At 62.4% G+C, this 25,177-nt stretch carries 22 protein-coding genes; 1 reads left to right on the top strand and 21 read right to left on the bottom strand.

The window, feature by feature from the left end; translation table 11 throughout:
- Positions 1-70 precede the first annotated feature (70 nt).
- Positions 71-961: a LysR substrate-binding domain-containing protein gene (locus tag G9C89_RS10835; RefSeq protein WP_172147881.1), complete on the top strand. Its 891-nt coding sequence runs from the start codon at positions 71-73 to the stop codon at positions 959-961.
- An 87-nt stretch (positions 962-1,048) separates the two neighbouring features.
- Here the strand turns inward: G9C89_RS10835 and ispD are convergent, their stop codons facing one another.
- From ispD to pyrH, 21 genes are all read right to left on the bottom strand, one after another.
- Entirely contained in the window at positions 1,049-1,759 is a 711-nt protein-coding gene (gene ispD, locus G9C89_RS10830) for a 2-C-methyl-D-erythritol 4-phosphate cytidylyltransferase (protein ID WP_172147880.1), read from the bottom strand.
- A 53-nt stretch (positions 1,760-1,812) separates the two neighbouring features.
- Entirely contained in the window at positions 1,813-2,091 is a 279-nt protein-coding gene (ftsB, locus tag G9C89_RS10825) for a cell division protein FtsB (protein ID WP_172147879.1), read from the bottom strand.
- A gap of 261 nt (positions 2,092-2,352) precedes the next feature.
- Entirely contained in the window at positions 2,353-3,642 is a 1,290-nt protein-coding gene (eno, locus tag G9C89_RS10820) for a phosphopyruvate hydratase (RefSeq protein WP_172147878.1), read from the bottom strand.
- A 141-nt stretch (positions 3,643-3,783) separates the two neighbouring features.
- Positions 3,784-4,629, bottom strand: coding sequence for a 3-deoxy-8-phosphooctulonate synthase (gene kdsA, locus G9C89_RS10815; RefSeq protein WP_172147877.1), 846 nt, complete (start codon positions 4,627-4,629; stop codon positions 3,784-3,786).
- Positions 4,630-4,633: 4 nt separating this feature from the next.
- The gene (locus G9C89_RS10810; protein ID WP_172147876.1) at positions 4,634-6,265 is read right to left on the bottom strand and encodes a CTP synthase; all 1,632 of its coding nucleotides are present in this window, start codon (positions 6,263-6,265) and stop codon (positions 4,634-4,636) included.
- A gap of 177 nt (positions 6,266-6,442) precedes the next feature.
- Positions 6,443-7,759: a tRNA lysidine(34) synthetase TilS gene (tilS, locus tag G9C89_RS10805; protein WP_172147875.1), complete on the bottom strand. Its 1,317-nt coding sequence runs from the start codon at positions 7,757-7,759 to the stop codon at positions 6,443-6,445.
- A 99-nt stretch (positions 7,760-7,858) separates the two neighbouring features.
- Positions 7,859-8,809, bottom strand: coding sequence for an acetyl-CoA carboxylase carboxyl transferase subunit alpha (accA, locus tag G9C89_RS10800; RefSeq protein ID WP_172147874.1), 951 nt, complete (start codon positions 8,807-8,809; stop codon positions 7,859-7,861).
- A gap of 185 nt (positions 8,810-8,994) precedes the next feature.
- Entirely contained in the window at positions 8,995-12,513 is a 3,519-nt protein-coding gene (dnaE, locus tag G9C89_RS10795; RefSeq protein WP_172147873.1) for a DNA polymerase III subunit alpha, read from the bottom strand.
- Positions 12,514-12,633: 120 nt separating this feature from the next.
- Complete coding sequence (rnhB, locus tag G9C89_RS10790) at positions 12,634-13,230, bottom strand: ribonuclease HII (RefSeq protein WP_172147872.1); 597 nt, start codon at positions 13,228-13,230, stop codon at positions 12,634-12,636.
- The gene (gene lpxB / locus G9C89_RS10785; protein WP_172147871.1) at positions 13,230-14,363 is read right to left on the bottom strand and encodes a lipid-A-disaccharide synthase; all 1,134 of its coding nucleotides are present in this window, start codon (positions 14,361-14,363) and stop codon (positions 13,230-13,232) included. The genes rnhB and lpxB overlap by 1 nt, the downstream gene beginning before the upstream one ends.
- 3 nt (positions 14,364-14,366) lie before the next feature.
- Positions 14,367-15,143 (bottom strand): acyl-ACP--UDP-N-acetylglucosamine O-acyltransferase, encoded by a 777-nt coding sequence (gene lpxA, locus G9C89_RS10780; protein ID WP_172147870.1) that lies wholly within the window; start codon positions 15,141-15,143, stop codon positions 14,367-14,369.
- On the bottom strand, positions 15,140-15,580 hold the full coding sequence (gene fabZ, locus G9C89_RS10775) for a 3-hydroxyacyl-ACP dehydratase FabZ (protein ID WP_172147869.1): 441 nt from the start codon (positions 15,578-15,580) through the stop codon (positions 15,140-15,142). Before fabZ ends, lpxA begins: the two co-directional genes overlap by 4 nt.
- Before the next feature lie 47 nt (positions 15,581-15,627).
- Positions 15,628-16,686 (bottom strand): UDP-3-O-(3-hydroxymyristoyl)glucosamine N-acyltransferase, encoded by a 1,059-nt coding sequence (gene lpxD / locus G9C89_RS10770; RefSeq protein ID WP_178115510.1) that lies wholly within the window; start codon positions 16,684-16,686, stop codon positions 15,628-15,630.
- A 2-nt stretch (positions 16,687-16,688) separates the two neighbouring features.
- Positions 16,689-17,192, bottom strand: a complete 504-nt coding sequence (locus G9C89_RS10765) for an OmpH family outer membrane protein (protein WP_172147868.1) — start codon at positions 17,190-17,192, stop codon at positions 16,689-16,691.
- 47 nt (positions 17,193-17,239) lie between these two features.
- Positions 17,240-19,600 (bottom strand): outer membrane protein assembly factor BamA, encoded by a 2,361-nt coding sequence (gene bamA, locus G9C89_RS10760; RefSeq protein WP_172147867.1) that lies wholly within the window; start codon positions 19,598-19,600, stop codon positions 17,240-17,242.
- 75 nt (positions 19,601-19,675) lie between these two features.
- Positions 19,676-21,028, bottom strand: coding sequence for an RIP metalloprotease RseP (gene rseP, locus G9C89_RS10755; protein ID WP_172147866.1), 1,353 nt, complete (start codon positions 21,026-21,028; stop codon positions 19,676-19,678).
- Positions 21,029-21,097: 69 nt separating this feature from the next.
- Positions 21,098-22,285 (bottom strand): 1-deoxy-D-xylulose-5-phosphate reductoisomerase, encoded by a 1,188-nt coding sequence (ispC, locus tag G9C89_RS10750; protein ID WP_172147865.1) that lies wholly within the window; start codon positions 22,283-22,285, stop codon positions 21,098-21,100.
- On the bottom strand, positions 22,282-23,097 hold the full coding sequence (locus tag G9C89_RS10745) for a phosphatidate cytidylyltransferase (protein WP_172147864.1): 816 nt from the start codon (positions 23,095-23,097) through the stop codon (positions 22,282-22,284). Before G9C89_RS10745 ends, ispC begins: the two co-directional genes overlap by 4 nt.
- Positions 23,097-23,852, bottom strand: a complete 756-nt coding sequence (uppS, locus tag G9C89_RS10740) for a polyprenyl diphosphate synthase (protein WP_172147863.1) — start codon at positions 23,850-23,852, stop codon at positions 23,097-23,099. Before uppS ends, G9C89_RS10745 begins: the two co-directional genes overlap by 1 nt.
- Positions 23,853-23,868: 16 nt before the next feature.
- Positions 23,869-24,426 (bottom strand): ribosome recycling factor, encoded by a 558-nt coding sequence (frr, locus tag G9C89_RS10735; protein ID WP_172147862.1) that lies wholly within the window; start codon positions 24,424-24,426, stop codon positions 23,869-23,871.
- Positions 24,423-25,166: a UMP kinase gene (gene pyrH, locus G9C89_RS10730; protein WP_172147861.1), complete on the bottom strand. Its 744-nt coding sequence runs from the start codon at positions 25,164-25,166 to the stop codon at positions 24,423-24,425. Before pyrH ends, frr begins: the two co-directional genes overlap by 4 nt.
- Positions 25,167-25,177 lie beyond the last annotated feature (11 nt).

Below are 25,177 nucleotides of genomic sequence, written 5' to 3'. Positions count from 1 at the left end.
GGATAATCAACCACAACCGGATTAGAATCCCACGATCGCCAGCAAGCTGGCTCCTACAGGGAACAAAACAATGAATCGCTGGGAAGGCCTGGATGAATTCGTTGCGGTGGCCGAGTGCGGCCAGTTTACCGCCGCCGCCGAACGCCTTGGCCTGTCCTCCTCGCAGGTCAGCCGCCAGGTCGCCCGTCTGGAAGAGCGCCTGCAAACCCGCCTGTTCTACCGCAGCACCCGGCGCGTGGCACTGACTGAAGCCGGGCAAACCTTCCTGCAACATTGCCAGCGCCTGCAGGATGCCCGCGAAGAAGCCCTGCGCGCGGTCGGCGACCTCGGCAGCGAACCCAAGGGACTGCTGCGCATGACCTGTGCCGTGGCCTACGGCGAGCGCTTTATCGTGCCCCTGGTGACGGACTTCATGACGCGTCACCCGCAATTGCGGGTGGACATAGAGCTGAGCAATCGCAACCTGGATCTGGTCCATGAGGGCCTGGACCTGGCCATTCGCCTGGGCCGCCTGCAGGATTCGCGGCTGGTCGCCACCCGCCTGGCGCCCCGGCGCATGTACCTGTGCGCCGCGCCGGACTACCTGCAGCGCTACGGCCGCCCACACAGCCTGTCGGAACTGAGCCGGCACAACTGCCTGATCGGCAGTTCGGACACCTGGAGTTTCCAGCTCGACGGCCGCGAAGCCGCGCAACGCGTGCAAGGCAACTGGCGCTGCAACAGCGGTCAGGCGGTGCTCGATGCGGCCTTGCGTGGCCTGGGGTTGTGTCAGCTGCCGGACTACTACGTACTGGAACATTTGCGCAGTGGCGCGCTGGTGTCCCTGCTGGATAACCAGCAGCCACCCAACACCGCGGTCTGGGCGCTCTACCCCCAGCAACGGCATCTATCGCCGAAAGTACGGCAACTGGTGGACGCCCTCAAGGCGGGGCTGGCGCAGCGCAGCGAATACAACTCCTGATCGCAGCAGCCCGCAGGATTGCGAGATCTCACGAACTCCGCGCGCCGCGTCACCCATCAACCATACCGAACGGCATACCGCGGCGCCCTAGCCGTGCTCGGCCCAGTGTTGGCGCAGCCAATCGAGGTCTTCGGGCCGGGTCACCTTGAGGTTATCGGCGCGGCCCTCGATCAGGCGCGGCGCCAGCCCAAGCCATTCGACCGCCGATGCCTCATCGGTGATCGCCACCTCGGCCGCCAGCGCCTGCGCCAGCGCGCGGTGCAGCAAGCCGAGGCGGAACATCTGCGGCGTGTAGGCCTGCCAGATCAGCGAACGATCGACGGTCTGCAGCACCCGCCCATCAAGTCCGGCCCGTTTCAGGGTGTCGCGCACGGGCACCGCGAGCAGGCCGCCGACCGGATCATCGGCCAGCTGCGCGAGCAGCAGATCCAGATCGGAGCGGGCCAGATTGGGCCGCGCCGCATCATGCACCAACACCCAGTCGCCATCCTGCGCACCCAGCTCTCTCAGGCGCTGCAAACCATTGAGCACCGAATCCGCACGCTCGCGGCCACCCTCGGCGCGAGCGATGCGCGGATCCTGCGCACAAGCCAGGCCCGGCCAGTAGGGATCATCGAGCGCCAGACTGACCACCACGCCGTGCAATTGCGGGTGATCGAGAAAACAGGCCAGGCTGTGCTCCAGCATGGTTTTACCCGCCAGCTCCAGGTACTGCTTGGGCCGGTCTGCACCCATGCGGCTGCCAACCCCGGCGGCGGGGATCAGAGCCCAGAAATGCGCTAATGCGGTCGCTTTCATTCGATCAACTGGTTGTCATTCGGCTAGCGGGTTGTGACTCGGTCAGTTGCTGGTCATTCGGTCAATTGGTAGAGCGTCTCGCCCTCTTTGACCATACCCAGTTCATGCCGGGCGCGCTCCTCGACGGTTTCCATACCCTTTTTCAGCTCCATGACTTCCGCCTCGAGAATCCGATTGCGCTCCAGCAGGCGCTGATTCTCTCCTTGCTGATCGGCAATCTGATGTTTCAGGTCGGTGACCTGCGCCAGGCTGCCATCGCCCACCCACAGGCGATACTGCAGGCCAACCAGCAGCAGGATCAGGACGGCTAACAACCAGTAAGGACTACGCATGACAGTAAAAGCATCCCAACGAAAAGAGGGGCGACTCGCGCCGCCCCTCTTTTACCATGACTCGACCGCTCAGCGAAAACGCCGCGAGCGGAGCCCGCAGCAGCGCTCAGCGATTGTCAAAATATCGAACGCCGTAGCGAGAGCGTCTCCTGGTGTTCGCGGCAAGGCGCGTTATGCGAAAAATAGGGGAGTTTAGTGACCCTGTTTTTCGCGTAACGCAACGCCAGCAGCGGACGCTAGGGGGCGTTCGCAGTAGGCGTCTCAGCCACGGAACTCGGCACGGCCGCGATACGGCGCCTTGCCAGCCAACTGCTCTTCGATGCGCAACAACTGGTTGTACTTGGACACCCGGTCGGAGCGGCACAGCGAACCGGTCTTGATCTGGCCGGCAGCGGTACCCACGGCCAGGTCGGCGATGGTCGAGTCTTCGGTTTCGCCGCTGCGGTGCGAGATCACCGCGCTGTAGCCGGCCGCCTTGGCCATCTGGATGGCTTCCAAGGTCTCGGTCAGGGTGCCGATCTGATTGAACTTGATCAGGATCGAGTTGGCGATGCCCTTGTCGATGCCTTCCTTGAGGATCTTGGTGTTGGTCACGAACAGGTCGTCGCCGACCAGCTGCATCTTGCCGCCGAGCTTGTCGGTGTGGACCTTCCAGCCGGCCCAGTCGGACTCGTCCATGCCGTCTTCGATGGAGATGATCGGGTAACGTTCGGCCAGGCCTGCCAGGTAGTCACTGAAGCCGGCGGCGTCGAACACCTTGCCTTCACCGGCCAGGTCGTACTTGCCGTCGGCGAAGAACTCGCTGGACGCGCAATCCAGGGCCAGGGTGACGTCATCGCCCAGCTTGTAACCGGCGTTGGCCACGGCTTCGGCAATGGCGGCCAGGGCGTCTTCGTTGGAGGTCAGGTTCGGTGCAAAACCACCTTCATCACCCACCGAGGTGCTCAGGCCACGGGCCTTGAGCACGGCCTTGAGGTGATGGAAGATCTCGGTGCCCATGCGCAGCGCTTCGGCGAAGGTCTTGGCGCCTACCGGCTGGACCATGAACTCCTGGATGTCGACATTGTTGTCGGCATGCTCGCCACCGTTGATGATGTTCATCATCGGCACCGGCATGGAGTAGACGCCCGGCGTGCCATTGAGGTTGGCGATGTGCGCGTACAACGGCAGGTCGTTGTCCTGGGCGGCGGCTTTGGCAGCGGCCAGGGACACCGCGAGGATGGCATTGGCGCCCAGCGTGGCTTTGTTCTCGGTACCGTCGAGGGCGATCATCGCCCGATCCAGGGCTTGCTGATCGAGCGGATCCTTACCCAGCAACAGGTCACGAATCGGGCCGTTGATGTTGGCTACGGCCTTGAGTACACCCTTGCCCAGATAACGGCTCTTGTCGCCATCACGCAGTTCCAGCGCTTCGCGCGAACCGGTGGAAGCACCGGACGGTGCGCAGGCGCTACCGATGATACCGTTATCGAGAATCACGTCGGCTTCCACAGTCGGGTTGCCACGGGAATCGAGAACCTCACGGCCTTTGATGTCGACGATCTTTGCCATTGCGTTTAGCACTCCAAAAAGTTGACGAGAACGGTACCGCCAGGGACTGGGTTTATGCCGCCTGCAAGGTCGGCAGGCGACAGATAGCTGACCACATAGTCAAATTATGCCCGGACGGCACTTTACCGAAGAAAAACCGTTTCAGGCAGTCTCAATCGGCGGAAAATTCTTGATCAGATCATCCAGCTGCTTGAGCTGGGTGAGGAAGGGTTCCAGCTTGTCCAGGCGCAAGGCACAAGGACCATCGCACTTGGCATTGTCCGGATCCGGATGCGCTTCGAGGAACAACCCGGCCAACCCCTGGCTCATGCCGGCCTTGGCCAGGTCGGTGACCTGGGCACGGCGACCACCGGCCGAATCGGCACGTCCGCCCGGCATCTGCAGGGCATGGGTAACGTCGAAGAACACCGGGTACTCGAACTGCTTCATGATGCCGAAGCCGAGCATGTCCACCACCAGGTTGTTGTAGCCGAAGGAGCTGCCGCGCTCGCAGAGGATCAACTGATCGTTGCCGGCTTCGACACACTTGGCCAGGATATGTTTCATCTCCTGGGGGGCGAGGAACTGGGCTTTCTTGATATTGATCACCGCACCGGTCTTGGCCATGGCCACCACCAGGTCGGTCTGCCGCGAGAGAAACGCCGGCAACTGGATGATGTCGCATACGTCCGCCACTGGCTGCGCCTGGTGCGGTTCGTGCACATCGGTAATCACCGGCACGCCGAAGGTCTTCTTGATTTCCTCGAAGACCTTCATACCCTCTTCCAGGCCCGGGCCGCGGAAGGAGGTCACCGAAGAACGGTTGGCCTTGTCGAAGCTGGCCTTGAACACATAGGGAATACCGAGTTTATCGGTGACCCGTACGTATTCTTCGCAGGCACGCATGGCCAGGTCGCGGGACTCGATGACATTGATGCCGCCGAACAGGACGAAGGGCTTGTCGTTGGCAATCTCGATGGCACCGACCTTGATGATCTTCTGGGTCATATCCTTATGCCTTCTTCGCGTGCTGCGCCAGCGCGGCGTTGACAAAACCGCTGAACAACGGATGGCCGTCGCGCGGCGTCGACGTGAACTCCGGGTGGAACTGGCAAGCGACGAACCACGGGTGATCCGGCGCTTCTATCACCTCGACCAGGGCGCCGTCGCCGGAACGACCGGTGACCTTGAGGCCCGCCTCGATCAATTTTGGCAGCAGGTTGTTGTTCACTTCATAGCGATGGCGATGACGCTCGACAATCACGTCCTTGCCATAGCACTGATGGACTTGCGAGCCGCTGAGCAGCTGGCAGTCCTGCGCCCCGAGGCGCATGGTGCCACCCAGGTCGGAGGCATTGCTGCGCTGCTCGGTGACGCCGGTGGCATCCTGCCACTCGGTGATCAGGCCAACCACCGGATGTGTGGTGCTGGCGTCGAACTCGGTGGAGTTGGCATCGCTCCAGCCCAGCACATTGCGGGCGAACTCGATCACCGCGACCTGCATGCCCAGGCAGATGCCCAGGTAGGGGATCTTGTTCTCGCGAGCGTATTGCACGGTGGTGATCTTGCCTTCCACGCCGCGCAGGCCGAAGCCGCCCGGCACCAGGATCGCATCGACGCCTTCGAGCAGGGCGGTGCCCTGGTTCTCGATGTCTTCGGAATCGATATAGCGCAGGTTGACCTTGGTGCGGTTCTGGATGCCGGCATGGCTCATCGCTTCGATCAGCGACTTGTAGGCATCCAGCAGTTCCATGTACTTGCCGACCATGGCGATGGTGACTTCATGCTCCGGGTGCAGCTTGGCGTCGACCACCCGCTCCCACTCGGACAGATCGGCACCGCCGCACTCCAGGCCGAAGCGCTCGACGACGAAATCATCCAGGCCCTGGGCATGCAACACACCCGGGATCTTGTAGATGGTGTCGACGTCTTCCAGGGAAATCACCGCACGCTCTTCAACGTTGGTGAACAACGCGATCTTGCGCCGCGAGGAGATATCCACCGGATGGTCGGAGCGGCAAATCAGCACGTCCGGCTGCAAGCCGATGGAACGCAATTCCTTGACCGAATGCTGGGTCGGCTTGGTCTTGGTCTCGCCAGCAGTGGCGATATAGGGCACCAGAGTCAGGTGCATCAGCATGGCGCGCTTGGCGCCCACTTCCACGCGCAACTGGCGGATGGCTTCGAGGAACGGCTGCGACTCGATGTCACCGACCGTGCCGCCGATCTCGACCATGGCCACGTCGGCATCGCCGGCGCCCTTGATGATGCGGCGCTTGATCTCGTCGGTGATGTGCGGGATGACCTGAATGGTCGCGCCCAGGTAATCGCCACGGCGCTCTTTGCGCAGCACGTGTTCGTAAACCCGGCCGGTGGTGAAGTTGTTGTCCTGGGTCATGGTCGTGCGGATGAACCGCTCGTAGTGGCCCAGGTCGAGGTCGGTCTCGGCGCCGTCGTGGGTGACGAACACCTCGCCGTGCTGGAACGGGCTCATGGTGCCCGGATCGACGTTGATGTAAGGGTCCAGCTTGAGCATCGTGACCTTCAGGCCCCGCGCCTCCAGGATGGCCGCCAGTGAAGCCGAAGCGATGCCTTTCCCCAATGAAGAAACAACACCACCCGTGACGAAGATGAAGCGCGTCATGAAAAACCCTAGAAGTCTGCGTTTAGGCGGTCAGCGCCGCCGGGGAAAGCGAAGGAAGGCCGAAGCCACAATTACGCATAAGCCGTAATTGGCAAGCCATTGCCGACTCCATTCTCTTGACGAAAAGGGGTCTGCAAAAGCTCTAGTAAGACGGGAGCGTAGTCTACCGGAAAGGCCTTAGCAGCTCAAACCTTGATCATGCATCGGCGGCTGCCAGCTGAGTTGCCATTGGCCATCACCCGCCCCATCCAAACCGGCAAGATTGGCCACGGCACGCAGTTCGCCATTGCACAGCAACAGCGGCAAGCGCGGGCGGACAAACGCCGGCACTTGCCGCTCATTGAGCAGGCGCTTCAAATCGCGATGACCGCGCCCGGCCAGGTCCATGACCTCGCCGCCCTGGCGATAGGCCAGACGCCAGTCGCCGGCAGGCAACCGACCGGTGACACGCACGCAACCATTGCCCGCCAGCGGCAACCAGCACCCAGGACCGAGCCGAACGTCGGGGGCTGGCGGCTCGCGCAGCCAGTCACCGCTGAGCCACCATAACCGCTGGTCGGCTCGACGCAATTCGCCTGCCGCCAGACGCCAGATCGGCGCGGCATCGCCGGCCGCATCGCGTAGCGCCTGCCAGCCGGCCCAGTGCTCGCTGTCGGGCATCGGGGTCAGGCGGCGCAACCAGTGGCGCAGGGCATTGCGTTGACGCGCATTGCTCAGCGCCCGCAACGGCGCCAGGGACAGACTTGGCAGATCGAGCCAGACAAACCCGCCAGGCGCCTGCGCCGCCTGCAGATCCTGCTGCGCCAGTTCATCGAGCAGCTGTGCAGCCTCGCCCAGATGCTCGGCGGCCCGCGCGATACTGACGGTCGCCTGCGGCCAGCGCCTGGTCAGTAACGGCACGACCTGATGACGCAGGTAGTTGCGCGCGAAGCGGCTATCGGCATTCGACGGATCCTCCACCCAGTGCAGCCGATGCTCATCGGCATAGGCCTGCAACTCGGCGCGGGAACAGCTCAACAGCGGCCGCAGCAGGTGCCCGGCACCGAGCGGTCGGCTCTGCGGCATGGCCGCCAAGCCCTGCACACCGGCGCCGCGCAGCAGGCGAAACAGCAGGGTCTCGGCCTGATCGTCGCGATGCTGCGCCACCAGCAAAACCTCGCCGGGACCAAGCCGCGCACGAAAAGCCGCATAACGAGCTTGGCGCGCGGCGCGCTCGATACTGGCGCCCGGCTGCACCTGCACATAGTCCACCTGCAGCGGCACACCCAGCGCCTCACACATCCGCCAGCAAGCCGCCGGCCAGCTATCGGCAAGCGCTTGCAGGCCGTGATGAATATGAATGGCGGAAAGCGGCGGTAACGCCTCGCGTTGCGCGAGACCGGCCAGCAGATGCAGCAGCACAGTTGAATCCAGACCACCGGAAAGGGCGATATGCCAGGCCGGCGCATCACGCCAGGGAGCCAGAGCCGTCAGCACGCGGGATTCGAGGGACATAGGTACAAATTCAGGCTGGGTGGGTCGGGCGGCGATCCGCTTCAGCCCACCGAGACAGACGCAGGATGGGCGAAATGTTCACCCATCCTACAGCAGCCGTCAGGCGATGCCGTAGCTCATCAGGCGCTCATAACGACGCGCCAGCAGTTCGGCGGTATCGAATTTGCGCAGCATGGCCAATTGCACAGCCAGCTCCTGACGAACCGATTCGGCGGCGGCGACTGGATCGCGATGAGCGCCGCCCAATGGTTCGCCAATCACCTGATCGACAATACCCAGGCCTTTCAGACGCTCGGCCGTGATACCCATGGCTTCCGCGGCATCCGGGGCCTTGTCTGCGGTTTTCCACAGAATCGAGGCGCAACCTTCCGGCGAAATCACCGAATAGGTGGCGTACTGCAGCATATTCAGCTGGTCGCATACGCCAATCGCCAGGGCACCGCCGGAACCACCCTCACCGATCACGGTGGCGATGATCGGGGTTTTCAGACGCGCCATCACCCGCAGGTTCCAGGCAATCGCTTCGCTCTGCCCACGCTCTTCGGCGTCGATCCCCGGGTAGGCGCCCGGGGTGTCGATAAAGGTCAGGATCGGCATCTTGAAGCGCTCGGCCATTTCCATCAGGCGACAGGCCTTGCGGTAACCTTCCGGGCGCGGCATGCCGAAGTTGCGGCGGACCTTCTCGCGCACCTCACGGCCCTTCTGGTGACCGATGACCATCACCGGCTCGCCATCCAGACGCGCGACCCCACCGACTATCGCCGGGTCATCGGAAAAATGCCGATCGCCGTGCAGTTCGTCGAACTCGGTGAAGATGTGCTGCAGGTAGTCGAGGGTATAAGGGCGCTGGGGGTGACGAGCCAGCTTGGCAATCTGCCAGCTGCTCAGGTTGCCGAAAATGCTTTCGGTCAGAGCACTGCTCTTGTCCTGCAGGCGGGCGATCTCATCGCCGATGTTCAACGAGTTGTCGTTACCGACCAGGCGAAGCTCTTCGATCTTGGCTTGCAGGTCGGCGATCGGCTGTTCGAAATCGAGAAAATTCGGGTTCATAGTCATCCGTCTTGCGTCGACGGCCATGCGGCCGGGGAGCTGTATCCGTTTCGCGCCTACCTTATAGGAACAGGCGCATTCAGGTCGACACTCGGGTCTGGATAAAAGTCACCGCAAACCGGTGATTCACTCACAATCCCATCCACAAGTGCCGCAACCAACCCATGAAGCCGGGGCCTCACAAATCAGCGGTAGTGCAGGAAGACGTTGTCTCGCCCGAACTGGTCACGCAATGCCTGAATCAGACTGTCGGCCGGATCGATTCGCCAGCCTTCGCCAAACTGCAACATGGCCCGCGCCTCCGCGCCGGTGTATTCCAGGGTGATCGGGCAGGCGCCGCGGTGGCGCTTGCACACATCCGCCAGCCAGCGCAGTCGGTCGCCCTTCAAGGCACTGCCGGCAATCTTCAAGCGCAGGCTGTCGGCCAGCCCGGTTCGCGCCTCCTCCAGGCTCATCACCCGCTTGGCCCGCAAGCGCAAGCCGCCGGAGAAATCATCGTTGCTCACCTCGCCCTCGACCACCACCAGGGCATCGCTCTGCAACAGCGCCTGATTGCTGGCAAAGGCTTCGGCGAACAAGGACGCCTCGATGCGGCCAGAGCGGTCATCCAGGGTGATGAAGCCCATCTTGTCGCCCTTCTTGTTCTTCATCACCCGCAGGGCGACGATCAGGCCGGCAACCGTCTGATCGCCACGCGCCGGCTTGAGGTCGATGATCCGCTGCCGGGCAAACCGCCGCACCTCGCCTTCGTATTCGTCGATCGGATGACCGGTCAGGTACAGGCCGAGGGTGTCCTTCTCGCCCTTCAGGCGCTCCTTGAGCGACAGCTCACGGGCCTTCAGGTGATTGGCATAGACATCGGCATCGGCATCGGCGAACACCCCGCCGAACAGGTCCATATGGCCGCTGTCATGGCTGCGCGCGGTCTGTTCGGCCGCCTGCACCGCCTCCTCCATCGCCGCCAGCAGGACCCCACGGTTACGATCGATATTGGCCTTGTAGGCTTTGATTTCCTCGTGGAAATACGGCCCCAGGCGATCCAGGGCACCGCCACGGATCAGCGCGTCCAGGGTGCGCTTGTTGATGCGCTTGAGGTCGACCCGCGAGCAGAAGTCGAACAGGTCCTTGAACGGGCCATCCTTGCGCGACTCGACGATCGCCTCGACCGGCCCCTCGCCGACACCCTTGATCGCCCCCAGGCCGTAGACGATCCAGCCTTCGTCGTTGACCGTGAACTTGAAGTCGGAAATGTTCACATCCGGCGCATCGAGGCGCAGCTTCATGCTGCGGCACTCCTCGATCAGGGTCACGACCTTGTCGGTGTTGTGCATATCCGCCGACAACACCGCGGCCATGAAGGCGGCCGGATGGTGCGCCTTGAGCCAGGCCGTCTGGTAAGAGAGCAGGCCATACGCCGCCGAGTGCGACTTGTTGAAGCCGTAGCCGGCGAATTTCTCCACCAGGTCGAAGATGTTACCCGCCAGCTCGCCATCGATACCGTTATTCGCGCAGCCCTCGACAAAGCCGCCACGCTGCTTGGCCATCTCCTCGGGCTTCTTCTTGCCCATGGCGCGGCGCAGCATGTCCGCCCCGCCGAGGGTGTAGCCGGCCATGACCTGGGCGATCTGCATCACCTGTTCCTGGTACAGGATGATGCCGTAGGTGGGCTTGAGCACCGGTTCCAGGCCCGGGTACTGGTAGTCCTGATGCGGGTAGGAAATCGGCTCGCGGCCGTGCTTGCGGTTGATGAAGTCGTCGACCATGCCCGACTGCAACGGGCCGGGACGGAACAGCGCCACCAGGGCGATCATGTCTTCCAGGCAGTCCGGCTTGAGCTTCTTGATCAGCTCCTTCATGCCGCGCGACTCGAGCTGGAACACCGCGGTGGTCTCGGCCTTCTGCAGCATCTGGAAGGTCGGCTTGTCGTCCAGCGGGATGAAGTCGATGTTCAGGTCCGGCAGGCCCTGCTTGGCCTGCTCGCGATTGATCGTCTCCATCGCCCATTTGATGATGGTCAGGGTGCGCAGGCCGAGGAAGTCGAACTTGACCAGGCCCGCGGTTTCCACATCGTCCTTGTCGAACTGGGTGACCAGGCCGCCGCCCTCGTCATCGCAGGCAATCGGCGAGAAGTCGGTGAGCTTGGTCGGCGCGATGACCACGCCGCCGGCGTGCTTGCCGGTGCCGCGGGTGATGCCTTCGAGCTTGCGCGACATTTCCCAGATTTCCCGGGCGTCCTCGTCGACCTTGAGGAAGTCGCGCAGCGGCTCCTCCATCTCGTAGGCCTTCTCCAGGGTCATGCCGACCTCGAAGGGGATCATCTTCGACAGGCGGTCGGCCAGGCCGTAGGACTTGCCCTGGGCCCGCGCCACGTCGCGCACCACCGCCTTGGCCGCCATGGTGCCGAAGGTGATGATCTGGCTGACCGCGTTACGCCCGTACTTCTCGGCCACGTAATCGATGACCCGGTCGCGGCCGTCCATGCAGAAGTCGACGTCGAAGTCGGGCATGGAGACCCGTTCGGGGTTGAGGAAGCGCTCGAACAGCAGGTCATAGGCCAGCGGATCGAGGTCGGTGATCTTCTGCACGTAGGCCACCAGCGAACCGGCACCCGAGCCACGGCCGGGGCCGACCGGCACGCCGTTGTTCTTCGCCCACTTGATGAAGTCCATGACGATCAGGAAGTAACCGGGGAAGCCCATCTGGATGATGATATCCAGCTCGAAGTTCAGCCGGTCGATGTAGACCTGCTTCTTCGCCTCGTAGTCCGGCGTGTCCTTGGGCAACAGCACGGCCAGGCGCTCGTCGAGGCCGTCGAAGGAGACCTTGCGGAAGTACTCGTCCATGGTCATGCCGGCCGGCACCGGGAAGTCGGGCAGGAAGTACTTGCCCATCTGCACTTCGATGTTGCAGCGCCGGGCGATCTCCACGGTATTTTCCAGCGCCTCCGGCAGGTCGCTGAACAGCTCGGCCATCTCTTCCGGGCTTTTCAGGTACTGCTGATCGGAGTAGGTGCGCGGCCGCCGTGGGTCGTCCAGGCTGCGGCCCTCGCCGATGCACACACGGGTCTCGTGGGCGGCGAAGTCATCCTGCTTGAGGAAGCGCACATCGTTGGTCGCCACCAGCGCCGCCCCGACCCTGGCTGCCAACTCGACCGCCAGGTGCAGATGCTCCTCGTCGTTGACCCTGTTGGTGCGCTGCACTTCCAGGTAGAAGCGCTGCGGAAACACCTCCAGCCATTCGCGCAGCAACGCTTCGGCTTCGGCCGGCTCGCCATTCAACAGGGCATGGCCGATTTCGCCCTCCTTGGCACCGGACAGCGCGATCAAGCCCTCGGCGGCGGCCTTGACCCAATCGCGCCGGATGATCACCTGGTCGTTGCTTTGCCCCTCGGTCCAGCCGCGGGAAACCAGTTCGGTCAGGTTGCGGTAGCCCTTGGGGTTCATCGCCAGCAGGGTCAGACGCGAAAGCGGGCCATCTTCGTCGGCGCTGGCCAGCCAGATGTCGGCCCCGCAGATCGGCTTGATCCCGCCGCCCATGGCCGCCTTGTAGAACTTCACCAGTGAACACATGTTGCTCATGTCGGTGACTGCCACCGCCGGCATGCCCGCGCTCGCCACGGCCTTGATCAGCGGTTTGACCCGCACCAGACCATCGACCAGGGAGAATTCGGTGTGCAGACGCAGATGGACGAACGAAGCAGTCATGGCAGTTCCATACAAAACACAAAAACGACAGGACGGGGATTGTACAGCCTTCGCAGCGGCAAGCTGCAAGTCGCGGGCAAGACTAGAAGCATCAAACAAGCGCTCGACAGAAGAGCGCTACTAGTCGTCCAGCAGCGCGCGTACCGGCGCGAACGAGCGCCGGTGAATCGGCGTAGGACCCAGGCGGCGCAGGGCCTCCAGGTGCACGGCAGTGGGGTAGCCCTTGTGCCCGGCGATGCCGTAGCCGGGGTACTGCGCATCGAGCAACTGCATCTCGCGATCGCGGCTGACCTTGGCCAGGATCGAGGCGGCGGCGATCGCCGGAACCTGGCTGTCGCCCTTGATCACCGCCGCGCTCGGCACCTGCAGGATGGGGCAGCGATTGCCGTCGATCAGGGCCAGGCGCGGCATGACAGACAAACCTTCGACCGCACGCTGCATGGCCAGCATGGTCGCGTGGAGGATGTTCAGGCGGTCGATTTCCTCCACCTCGGCGCGGGCGATGCACCAGGCCAGGGCTTTCTCGCAGATTTCATCGAAAAGCTTCTCGCGCCGTGCCGCGCTGAGCTTTTTCGAGTCATTCAGCCCCAGAATCGGCCGCAACGGATCGAGAATCACCGCCGCGGTCACCACCGCGCCGCACAGCGGGCCACGGCCGACCTCGTCGACACCGGCGACCAGCTCCTGCACCTGACTGAAATCCAGACCCAGCTGCATCAGGCCTGCCCTACCAGCTTGAGCACGGCCTCGGCCGCCTGAGCAGAGGCATCACGGCGCAGGGCACGATGAATCACATCGAAACCCTCGGTCTGTACTTCACCGTCATTGAGCAACGGTGCCAACGCCTGGGCCAAAGCTTCCGGGGTTGCCGCATCCTGGATCAGCTCGGGAACCAGCAAGCGCCCGGCCAGCAGGTTGGGCAGCGAGATATAGGCGCTGCTGACCAGGCGCTTGAGAATCAGGTAGGTCAATGGCGCAACCTTGTAGGCCACCACCATTGGCCGCTTGTACAGCAGAGCTTCCAGGGTGGCCGTACCCGAGGCGATCAGCACCGCATCACAGGCCGCCAGGGCATCGTGGGAGCGAGCATCGAGCAGGGTCAAGGGCAAGTCGCGCCCGACCAGCATCTGTTCCAGCTGCACACGGCGCTCGGGGCTGGCGCACGGCAAGACGAAACGGATGCCCGGACGCAGGGTGCGCAGACGCACCGCGGTATCGAGAAACAGCGCACCCAGACGCGCCACCTCACCGCCCCGACTGCCCGGCAACAAGGCCACCACGGTGCTGTCCTGCGGCAAGTCCAAGGCCGCGCGCGCCGCCGCCCGGTCGGCCTGCTGGGGAATCGCATCGGCCAGGGGGTGGCCGACGAAACGCACCGGCACCTGATGGGCGTCGTAGAACTGCGCCTCGAACGGAAACAGGCACAGCATCAGATCGCAGGCGTCACGAATCTTCAGCACGCGTTTCTGCCGCCAGGCCCAGACCGACGGGCTGACGTAGTGCACGGTCTTGATTCCGCCACGGCGCAATTTGAGTTCGAGGCCCAGGTTGAAATCCGGCGCATCGATGCCGATGAACACGTCCGGCTTGGCGTCGATCAGGGTCTTGATCAAGTGCCTGCGCCGCGCCAGCAATTCCGGCAGCCGGCCGAGCACTTCGACCAGGCCCATCACCGCCAGACGCTCCATGGGAAAATAGGATATCAGGCCCTCGGCCTGCATAAGCGGGCCGCCGACGCCGATAAATTCGATATGTGGATGACGGGCCTTCAAGGCCTGCATCAGGCCGGCGCCGAGAATGTCGCCGGAAGCCTCGCCAGCCACCAGCGCGACGCGCAATAGATCCGCCATAGGTTAGCGGGTGATGCCGCGCTGGGAAGCCAGGATCGAGTCGCGGAACACCGCGACCTCGGGGAACTGCAGGGAAGGTTCAGCCAGCTCGGCCAATGCCGCCTCGATGGTCAGGCCCTGGCGATACACGGTCTTGTAGGCGCGGCGCAGGGCGGCGATCGACTCGGCGCTGAAGCCGCGACGGCGCAGGCCTTCGAAATTCATGCTGCGCGCTTCCGCCGGGTTGCCGGAAACCGTGACGTAGGCCGGTACATCCTTGCCAATCGCGCTGCCCATGGCGGCAAAGCTGTGCGCGCCGATATGGCAGAACTGATGCACCAGGGTGTAGCCGGACAGAATCGCCCAGTCGCCGATGTGCACGTGGCCCGCCAGCGCGGTGTTGTTGACCAGGATGCAATGGTTGCCGACCACGCTGTCGTGGCCGATGTGGGCATAGGCCATGATCAGGTTGTGGTCGCCCACGGTGGTCTCGTCACGGTCCTGGATGGTGCCCCGGTGCATGGTGACACCTTCGCGAATGATGTTGTGATCGCCAATCACCAGACGCGTCGGCTCGCCCTTGTACTTGCGATCCGGCGTGTCCTCGCCCAGCGAGGAAAACTGATAGACGCGGTTGTGCTTACCAATTCTGGTCGGCCCCTTGATGATCACATTAGGCCCAAGCACGGTGCCCTCGCCAATCTCCACATCTGGCCCAATGATCGACCAAGGGCCGACGACAACGTCGTCAGCCAGCTTGGCAGAAGGATCGATGATGGCGCGAGGGTCAATCAAACTCATAGTTTGCGTTCCGCACAGATGATTTCAGCCGAACATACTTCCTTGCCGTCGACACTAGCCTTGCATTCGAACTTCCAGATGCTGCGCTTGTTGCTCAGGTGGCGGGCCTCGAGGATCAATTGATCGCCCGGCACCACCGGCTGACGAAAGCGCAGTTTGTCCGAGCCGACGAAGTAATACAGGGTACCGTCGGTGGGCTTCAAGCCCATCATCTTGAAACCGAGAATGCCGGCCGCCTGGGCCATTGCCTCGATGATCAGCACGCCGGGCATGATCGGATGCTGGGGAAAGTGCCCGTTGAAGAATGGCTCATTGATGCTGACATTCTTGTGCGCACGAATGCACTTGCCCTCTACATCCAGATCCACCACCCGATCGACCAGCAGGAACGGGTAACGATGCGGCAGGTACTCACGTATTTCGTTGATGTCCATCATGTCCAGAGAAGCCTGTAATAAAAAGAGAAGAGCACGGCATAACCGGCTCAGGCATCAGATGAGGCATTCCCGCTGGAGGTCACGGCAGCCAGTTGTTTTTCCAACTGTTGCAGTCGCCGCGCCATGTCGTCCAACTGACGAATTCGCGCCGCGCTCTTCTTCCACTCGCCTGCAGGCTGCATGGCGGTACCGGAAGAATAAGAACCCGGCTCGGTGATCGAACGGGTCACCATGGTCATACCCGTGACGAAGACGCCGTCGCAGACTTCGATGTGCCCGACCATGCCAACGCCACCGGCGATCATGCAGTTCTTGCCAATTTTGGTGCTACCGGAAATACCCGCACAGCCGGCCATGGCCGTGTTGTCACCGATCTGCACGTTGTGCGCGATCATGATCTGGTTATCCAGCTTGACCCCGTTACCGATTAGCGTGTCGGCCAGCGCACCGCGGTCGATAGTGGTATTGGCGCCGATTTCGACGTCATCGCCGATCACCACCCCACCGATCTGCGCAATCTTCTGCCAGACACCCTTCTCGTTGGCGAAGCCGAAGCCCTCACCGCCGATTACCGCCCCCGACTGGATCACCACCCGTTTGCCGATGCGCACATCGTGATACAGGGTGACCCGCGGCGCGAGCCAGCCACCCTCGCCGACCACCGAACGCGCACCGACCACGCAATGCGCACCGATCGTCACGCCTGCGCCGATCTGCGCGCCGCATTCGATCACCGCGCAAGCACCGATGCTGGCACTGCCATCCACCTGGGCATCGGCCGCCACCAGCGCGGTCGGATGCACACCGGCCACCGCCTGTGGCTTGCGATCGAACAGATGGGAGAGCTGCGCATAGGCCAGGTAGGGATTAGCCACAACCAGGGCGTCGCCGCCGTAGTTCTCGGCATCGGCGGCGGTCAGCAAGACCGCACCGGCACGGCAATCAGGCAGGTATTTGCGGTATTGCGGATTAGCCAGAAAGCTCAGCTGATCAGGGCCGGCCTCCTGCAAGGTGGCCAAACCGCTGACCGCCTTGTCGGCGCTGCCACGCAAGGTGGCACCCAGACGCTTGGCCAACTGAGCGAGGGTAAAAACCGGAGCCGCCATGATCAGCGCAGCTGATTCATGCGCTCGATAACCTGCAGCGTGATGTCGAACTGAGGCTTGACATCGATCACCGCGCCGCGCTCGAGCACCAGGTCGAAGTTGCCTTTCTTGATCACTTCTTCCACGGCTTTGTCCAGGTTCGGCTTGAGCTTTTTCAGCATCTCGCGATCGGCAACAGCCTTGGACTCGTTCAGCTCCTTGGATTGGAACTGGAAGTCGCGAGCCTTCTGCTTGAACTCGAGCTCCAGACGCTCGCGCTCGGCGGTCTGCATCTTGTCGCCATCTTTGACGATGCGATCCTGAATGCGCTTGGCATCGCTTTCCAGGGTCTTGAGCTTGTTCAGTTGTGGACCGAATTTTTTCTCGGCATCGACCGCATAGCGCTTGGCCGCGTCGGACTCGAGCAGGGCCATTTGGTAATTGAGTACCGCTACTTTCATTTCGGCGAATGCTGGGGTCGCCAGCAAGGCCAGGCTTAACAGAACCAGATGAGTCAACTTACGCACGGTGCAACTCCTGCAAAAACTGTTGTCGTTGTTCGGTAATCAGACGCTTAGAACGTCTGACCGAGGGAGAACTGGAAGACCTGGGTATCGGCATCGTCCGGTTTGACGACCGGCATGGCCAGGCTGAAACTCAACGGACCCAACGCAGTGATCCAGGTCAGGCCCACGCCCACGGAGCTGGCGAGGCTGCCCGCATCCAAGCTACAGCTGTCGCTAAGGGCTTCCTGGCTGGCGCTGCAATTGCTGTCGAACACATTACCCACATCCCAGAACAGCGCGGTACGCAACGAACGCTGATCCTTGACGAACGGCATCGGGAACAACAGCTCGACACCACCCTGAACCAGCACATTACCACCGAACGGCAGCGGATCCTGATCGGGATCAAGCAGAGTACCCGGATTGGCCCCGGTACTTGGCGTGCTGCGCGGACCCAGGCTGCTGTCTTCGAAACCGCGCACCGAACCGAAACCACCGGCGTAGTAGTGTTCGTAGAACGGCAGTTCCGTAGTGGAACCGAAACTGTCGGCGAAGCCCAGCTGGGTGTGGAAGCGCAGGCTGTAGTTCTCGCTGAGCGGCTTGAACACCTGGCCACGGTAGTCGATCTTGTAGAACGACAGGTCGCTGCCCGGCACCGTGGTTTCGAACACCAGGCTCTGCGAATGACCGCGAGTGGCCATGACGCCGCGATTGAGGGTCGATTCCGACCAACCCACCGAGGCCTTGAGGTTCAGGTAGCTGTCGCCTTCCTGTTCGAGAAAATCGAAGATCTCATCGACCGTATAAACGCCGGTGCTGATGTCATCCTGCTGCACGGTCAGACCGTAGGTCAGGCGCGACGTCTCACTGATCGGATAACCGATGCTGGCGCCAACCCCATAGCTGTCCACCGCGTAGCTGGACACATCGGTGTCGAGTTCGTCGTAGTCGGTGGTCCGATAGAAGGCGTTGTAGCCCAGGCTGACGCCGTCGGCGGTCCAGTAGGGGTCAACGAAGCCGAAGTTGTAGCGTTCCTGGTATTCGCTGCGGGTCAAGCCGACGCTGACCTTGTTACCCGTGCCGAGGAAGTTGTTCTGGGTGATCGAGCCACCGAGGATCAGGCCGGCGTTCTGGGCGAAACCGACGCTGGCGGTAATCGAGCCGGACGCCTGCTCTTCAACACTGTAGTTGACGTCGATCTGGTCGTCGGTGCCAGGTACTTGCGGGGTTTCGACGTTGACTTCCTTGAAGAAGCCCAGGCGTTCCAAGCGAGTTTTCGACTGATCGATCAGATATGTCGAAGCCCAGCCGCCTTCGATCTGGCGCATCTCACGGCGCAGCACTTCGTCTTCCGACTTGGTGTTGCCACGGAAATTGATGCGATTGACATAGGCCCGCTTGCCTGGATCGACGACGAAGGTGATGGACACCGTGTTGTCTTCATCATGGGCTTCCGGCACACCGTTGACGTTGGCGAAGGTATAGCCCTCGTTACCCAGGCGGCGGGTGATCAGCTCGGAGGTAGTGGTCATCACCTTGCGCGAGAACACCTGGCCTTCCTTGACCAGCAGCAATGACCTGATGTCCTCTTCCGGCACTTTCAAGTCACCGGAGAGTTTGACCTCACGCACGCTGTACTTCTCGCCCTCATCGACGTTGACGGTGATATAGACGTGTTTCTTGTCCGGCGTGATGGAGACCTGGGTCGATGAGATATCCATGTTGATGTAACCGCGATCCAGGTAGTAGGAACGCAGACGCTCCAGGTCGCCGGAAAGCTTTTCGCGGGCATACTTGTCGTCGTTCTTGAAGAACGACAGCCAGTTGCTGGTCTTCAGTTCGAACAGATCGATCAGGTCTTCGTCCGCAAAGACGCTGTTGCCCACCACGTTGATGTGCTGGATGGCGGCAACCGTACCTTCGTTGATGTTGATCTTCAGCGCCACGCGGTTACGCGGCTGCGGGATCACTTCGGTTTCGATTTCAGCCGAATAACGCCCCTGGGCCACATATTGGCGCTGCAGTTCGTTACGCACACCTTCGAGGGTCGCACGCTGGAAAATCTCGCCCTCTGCCAACCCGGACTGATTCAGCCCTTTGAGCAGATCTTCGCTGCTGATGGCTTTGTTACCCTCGATCTCGATGCCGGAAATCGACGGTCGTTCCACCACGGTAATGACCAGTACGTCACCGTCGCGACCGAGCTGGATATCCTGGAAGAAACCGGTCTTGAACAGGCCACGAGTCGCTTCAACCAACGCGCGATCATCGGCCTCTTCACCGACATTAAGCGGTAAGGCACCGAATACGCTGCCCGCAGACACGCGCTGCAGGCCGTTGACGCGAATATCGGAGATAGTGAAGGACTCGGCGTGAACTTCGGCGATCATCAATGCGGCAAGCACCGCAGGTAGCAGCAGACGTTTCATGAAGTCCTTTCTTAATTCCAACTGACGATAAAAAATCTGCCGCCCGAGGCGGCAGATTTGTAATTCAGTAACGGTTTACAGTCGACCCAGGTCGTTGATCAAGGCCAATAACATCACCCCGATCACCAAACTGATACCAATCTGCATCCCCCAACCCTGCACCCGCTCCGACAGTGGACGACCACGCACCCACTCGACCAGGTAATACAGCAGATGTCCCCCATCCAGCACAGGGATTGGCAATAGATTGAGAACCCCCAGACTTATGCTCAAGTAGGCGAGGAAGTTGAGAAAATCCCCCAAGCCCGACTCGGCCGAAGCGCCCGCCACTTTAGCAATGGTTATCGGCCCGCTCAAGTTTTTTACCGAGAGCTCGCCAAACAGCATTTTCTTCAATGAATCAAGGGTCAGCAGGCTCATCGTCCAGGTGCGCCGAAAGCCCTCCGCTACAGCCTCCAGCGGCCCGAAACTGACCTCGCGAAGCATCTCTGCCGGCCACTCGACACCTGCCACGCCGGCGCCCAGATAACCACTGCGGGCCTCACCCTCACCGCGGGCGGCGAGAGTCACGGCCACTTGCAGTTCCTGCCCGTCACGCTCGACGACCAGCCTGATCGGTTCGCCCGGCATGGCCTGCACGCGGTCGACCAGCTGCTGCCACTCATCCAGCGGCGCGCCATTGAGCATCAGCAAACGGTCGCCAACCTGCAATCCGGCCGCCTGCGCCGGGCCTTTCGGATCCAACTGCGCCAGCACCGGCAACAGCGCCGGGCGCCAGGGACGAATACCCAGGGCAGCGATTGGGTTGGGTTCCTCGACGCCCCTGAGCCAATCCTTCAAGACGATTTGCCGCGGGCTAGCGGCAGTGGAACCCTGCTCAAGAACATTGACGTTCAAGGTGCCACTTTCACCCAGGCGCCGCACCAGTTGCAGGTTGACCGCCGCCCAGCCAGTGGTCGGCTCGCCATTCACCGCAACGATTTCCTGCCCCACCTGCAACCCGGCAGCGGCCGCCAGACTGCCGACCTCCACCGCACCGATGACCGGACGCACCTGCTGACTGCCGAGCATCGCCACCGCCCAGAAAAACACCAGGGCCAGCAGGAAGTTGGCAACCGGCCCCGCCGCCACTATGGCAATCCGCTGGCGTACGCTCTTGCGATTGAATGACTGATCGAGCTGCTCGGGCGGCACATCGCCTTCGCGCTCATCGAGCATCTTGACGTAGCCGCCCAGAGGAATGGCGGCGATGACGAACTCGGTACCCTGACGATCATGCCAGCGCAGCAGCGGCGTACCGAAGCCCACGGAGAAACGCAGAACCTTGACCCCGCAACGGCGCGCCACCCAGAAGTGACCGAACTCGTGAAAAGTAACCAGCACCCCGAGTGCAACCAGGGTACCGACAATCATATAGAGCGCACTCATCTAGCTTCTCCGCGACTGGGGGTGTGCTCGCAGTAGATGACCAACCACGCGGCGTTTTGCTTGCGCTTATCAACCACGACGATTCAGCCATTGCCCGGCAAGCTCACGCGCTCGACGATCTGCCGCCAGGACTGCCTCCACACTTTCGACCGCAACGCCCGACTCGGCGTTCAGCACAGCCTCAATGATACTCGCGATCTCGGGAAAGCGAATGCGCCGCTCGAGAAAGGCCGCCACCGCCACCTCATTGGCGGCATTGAGCATGGCCGGCACGCTGCCGCCCGCCTCTGCCGCCTCGCGCGCCAGCCGCAAGCAGGGAAAGCGCTGCTCGTCCGGTGCCTGGAAGTCCAGCCGGGCGATGGCGAACAGGTCCAGCGGCGCCACACCCGAATCGATGCGCTGCGGCCAGGCCAGGGCATGACTGATCGGCGTGCGCATGTCCGGGTTACCCAGCTGCGCCAACACCGAACCATCGACATAGTCGACCAGCGAATGGATCACGCTCTGCGGATGGATCACCACCTCGACCTGCGCCGGCTTGGCGTCGAACAGCCAGCAGACCTCGATCAACTCGAGGCCCTTGTTCATCATGCTCGCCGAATCCACCGAGATCTTGCGCCCCATCGACCAGTTGGGATGGGCACAGGCCTGCTCGGGAGATACCTCGTGCAACTGCGCCAGTGGCGTTTCGCGGAACGGACCGCCGGATGCGGTCAGCAGAATCCGCCGCACGCCCACCTGCGCCAGCCCGCGGGCATAGTCGCCGGGCAGGCACTGGAAGATCGCATTGTGTTCGCTGTCGATGGGCAGCAAGACCGCACCGCTGCGCCGCACCGCCTCGATAAACAGGGCGCCGGACATCACCAGCGCCTCCTTGTTGGCCAGCAGGACCTTCTTGCCCGCCTCGACTGCCGCCAGAGTCGGCTTGAGCCCAGCCGCGCCGACAATGGCCGCCATCACCGCATCCACCTCGGGATGGGCGGCCACTTCGCACAGGCCCTGTTCACCGAACAGCACCCGCGTCGCCAGGCCCGCCGCCTGCAAACCGCCCTGCAGGTGGCGCGCCGAACGCTCATCCGGCACCACGGCATAACGCGGCCGGTAAACCATGCACAGCGCCTCCAGCTCAACCAGACGACTGAAGCCGGTCAAGGCAAACACCTGATAACGCGCGGGGTGCCGGGCGATCACATCCAGGGTACTGAGGCCGATGGAGCCCGTGGCCCCGAGCACCGTAATCTGCTGCAACTGGCTCACAGGGCACCCCAACCGGCCAGCCACAACAGCGCGGCGAACATCGGAATGGCGGCGGTCAGGCTGTCGATGCGATCGAGCACCCCGCCGTGTCCCGGCAGCAGATTGCTGCTGTCCTTGAGCCCAGCCTGACGCTTGAACATGCTCTCGGTCAGATCGCCGACCACCGAAATCGACACCACCAGCGCCGCACCCGCCAGCGCCATGAGCAACTCGCTGGCGAACCAGCCCCGGTAGAGGCCCACCGCCAGGGTGATCAGCAAGCTGGTGAACAGGCCGCCAATCGCGCCCTCCCAGCTTTTGCCCGGACTGACCCGCGGCGCCAGCTTGCGCTTGCCGAAGGCCTTGCCGGTGAAATAGGCACCGATATCCGCGCCCCAGACCAACACCATCACCGCCAGGATCAAGCCATTGGCCAGCGGCCACTGCTTGAACAGCACCAGCCCCTGCCAGGCCGGCAGCAGGATCAGCAGGCCGATCAACAGCCGCCCCGTCAGCCCGGCCCAATAGCGGCTACTGGCCGGATAGCTCAGCACCAGCACGGTGGCCAGCGCCCACCAGACGACCGCGAGCAGCAGCAGCCAGGGTGCCAATGCCGGCAGCTGATAGAGCCCGAACAACAACGCAGCGACGCCGGCAGCATAGGCCACTCGCAGCGCCTGTCCGGCCAGGCCCGCCAGGCGCGCCCATTCCCAGGCACCCAGGCTGACCACGGCGCCGATGAACAGCGCAAAAGCCGCACCGTCGAGCAGAAAGAACCCACCCAGGGCGATGGGCAGCAACACCAACGCAGTAATGATCCGTTGTTTAAGCATCAGGCACGCGCCTCGGCATCGACCTGTTCCGCGGATCGACCAAAACGCCGCTGGCGCTTGGCGTAATCCGCCAAGGCCTTGCGCATGGCATCGTGCTTGAAATCCGGCCAGAACAGATCAGAGAAATACAGCTCGCTGTAGGCCAACTGCCATAACAGGAAATTACTGATGCGATGCTCGCCCCCTGTACGAATGCACAGATCGGGCAAGGGCAAATCGCCCGTCGCCAGACAGCTCTGCAACAGCTCGGGGGTAATATCTTCAGGCTGCAAGTGCCCGCCCTGCACCTCTCGAGCCAAACGCTGCGCCGCCTGCGCGATATCCCACTGGCCGCCATAGTTGGCGGCAATCTGCAGGACAAAACGCTTATCGCCAGCGGTCAGGGCCTCGGCCTCACGCATGGCCGCCTGCAGCTCCGGATGGAAGCGCGAGCGATCGCCGATGATGCGCAGGCTGATGCCGTTGTCGTTGAGCCTCTTCGCCTCGCGGCGCAGTGCGCCGAGGAACAACTCCATCAGCGCCCCCACCTCTTCGGCCGGACGCTGCCAGTTCTCGCTGGAGAAGGCGAACAGTGTCAGCACCTCGACCCCGGTCTCGGCGCACACCTCGATGACCGCGCGCACCGCATCGACACCGGCCTTGTGCCCGGCAATCCCCGGCAACAGACGCTTGCGCGCCCAGCGGTTATTGCCGTCCATGATGATTGCCACATGACGTGGCACGGCCACTTTAGCGCCGTCTATGGTCTTGTGCATGAGGATCTCCTGACCGCTAAACGGCCATCAGATCCGCTTCTTTCTGCTTCACGGCCACTTCGATTTCCGCCACGAACTTGTCCGTCAGCTTCTGGATATCATCGGCGGCGCGACGCTCTTCGTCTTCGCTGATTTCTTTCTCTTTGACCAGATCCTTCAGCTGGCTCAAGGCATCACGGCGAATATTGCGCACGGCGATGCGGCCATCTTCGGCGGCATCACGCGCCTGCTTGGTGAAGCCCTTACGGGTCTCTTCGGTCAGCGCCGGCATGGAAATCAGCAGCAACTCGCCCAGGTTGGTCGGATTGAAGCCCAGGCCGGAACTCTGGATCGCCTTGTCGACAGCAGCCAGCATGCCGCGCTCGAACGCTACCACCTGCAGGGTGCGGGAATCCTTGACGGTCACGTTGGCCACCTGATTCAAGGGGGTGTCGGTACCGTAATAAGGCACCATCACGCCACCCAGGATGCTTGGGTGAGCCTGACCGGTACGAATGCGACTGAAAGCATGGACCAGCGAATCCAGGCTCTTCTGCATGCGTTCCTGGGTATCTTTCTTGATCTCGTTGATCATTTTTCACTTTCCTCGATCAGAGTACCTTCGGCACCGCCCAGCACGATATTCAGCAGGGCGCCGGGTTTATTCATATTGAAGACGCGCAACGGCATCTTGTGATCGCGGCACAGGCAGATGGCCGTCAGATCCATCACGCCGAGCTTGCGATCCAGCACTTCATCGTAAGTCAGGTGGTCGAATTTCTCTGCATGCGGATCCTTGAATGGATCGGCGGTGTACACCCCGTCCACCTTGGTCGCCTTCAACACCACATCGGCGTCGGTCTCGATGGCCCGCAGGCAGGCGGCCGAATCGGTGGTGAAGAACGGATTGCCGGTGCCAGCGGCAAAGATCACCACCTCACCGGTTTTCAGATGACGCAGCGCCTTGCGGCGGTCGTAGTGATCGGTCACCCCGACCATGGAAATCGCCGACATCACGATTGCCGGGATATTCGACCGCTCCAGCGCATCGCGCATGGCCAGGGCGTTCATCACGGTCGCCAGCATACCCATATGGTCGCCAGTGACCCGATCCATGCCGGCCGCGGAGAGCGCCGCACCACGGAACAGGTTGCCACCGCCGATGACCAGGCCGACCTGCACGCCGATTCCCACCAACTGGCCGACTTCCAAGGCCATGCGATCGAGCACCTTGGGATCGATGCCGAAATCTTCCGACCCCATCAGGGCCTCGCCGCTGAGTTTGAGCAGAATGCGCTTATAGCGCGGTTGACGACCACTCACCTGCTGAGCCATTACCAGTCTCT

The sequence above is a fragment of the Pseudomonas tumuqii genome, from assembly GCF_013184545.1.
Classification (GTDB): domain Bacteria; phylum Pseudomonadota; class Gammaproteobacteria; order Pseudomonadales; family Pseudomonadaceae; genus Aquipseudomonas; species Aquipseudomonas tumuqii.
Note: the sequence above shows the minus strand (reverse complement) of the source record. Positions and strands in the feature narration are given on the sequence as shown.